The organism is Sulfuricurvum sp. RIFOXYD12_FULL_44_77 (genome assembly GCF_001830725.1).
In the GTDB taxonomy this organism is placed as follows: Bacteria; Campylobacterota; Campylobacteria; order Campylobacterales; family Sulfurimonadaceae; genus Sulfuricurvum; species Sulfuricurvum kujiense_A.
In genome coordinates this window covers 1-1,075 of sequence record NZ_MIBU01000213.1, presented here as the reverse complement: position 1 = coordinate 1,075, position 1,075 = coordinate 1, and the positions used below count along the sequence as shown (strand labels likewise).

The 1,075-nt window shown below is 44.5% G+C and carries 2 protein-coding genes; both read left to right on the top strand.

Annotation, left to right across the window (positions count from 1 at the left end; all coding sequences use genetic code 11):
- A partial coding sequence (locus A2517_RS07805) for a response regulator (RefSeq protein WP_294895793.1) occupies positions 1–284 on the top strand: 284 nt, incomplete at its 5' end.
- Positions 285–395: 111 nt separating this feature from the next.
- Positions 396–1,075 (top strand): thiamine pyrophosphate-binding protein (locus tag A2517_RS07800; RefSeq protein WP_294895791.1); only part of this gene is annotated, 680 nt, incomplete at its 3' end.

The following is a 1,075-nucleotide window of genomic DNA, read 5'->3' as shown; positions in this document are numbered from 1 at the left end:
TGCCGGAGATGGATGGAATAACAGCGGTTAAAGAGCTAAAAAAAATCGATAAAAATGCCAAAATCATTATGGTGACGTCTCACGGTCAGGAAGAGATGGTGATCCATGCAATCCGCAATGGTGCAAGCGGATATCTCCTTAAACCGATCAATGTGATAAAATTGCGCGATTCGATACGTAAAGTTTTTCCTTCTATTGTCGATGAAACAACATTACAAGAAAGAGAGACGGCATTGTTGGAGTGTGATGAAATTAATTTGCCTGAAATTGAGGATATATCCTGAATGGATCACTCCTCTTGGAGATTTAACGTAATTTATAGCTATTTTCTTTTATAATTCCCTAATTTTTTTTAGTTATATTCACAAACTTTTAATGTAATACAAGGAGACGACATGCAAATCAGCGGTGCACAGATGGTTATCGAAGCACTCATCGCCGAGGAAGTCGAAGTCGTATTCGGCTACCCGGGCGGGGCAATCATGAACGTCTATGATGAGATTTATAAACAGCGTTCCTTTCAACATATTTTGACCCGTCATGAACAAGCAGCGGTACATGCAGCGGAGGGGTATGCGAAAGCGACCGGAAAAGTAGGGGTCGCTATGATCACTTCGGGACCGGGATTTACCAACGGTGTGACCGGCTTGGCAGATGCGTATATGGACTCTATCCCTCTTGTCCTTATTAGCGGTCAAGTACCGATGTCGTTGATCGGTACCGATGCATTTCAGGAGATTGATGCGGTGGGTATTAGCCGTCCGTGTACGAAACACAACTATCTCGTTACCGATGCGGCTGATTTGCCTCGTATTCTAAAAGAGGCATTCTACATCGCACGTACCGGACGTCCGGGACCTGTACATGTTGATATACCAAAAGACGTCACGGCACAAATTGCTAAATTCGACTATTCCAAAGAGGTTGAACTCGAAACCTATAAACCGACGACAAAAGGGAACACCCGTCAGATCAAAAAAGCGATCGATGCGATTGCGGCTTCTAAACGTCCCCTTTTGTATCTCGGGGGCGGTATTATCAATGCCAATGCGGCAGAGCTGGTGCGTGAGTTTTC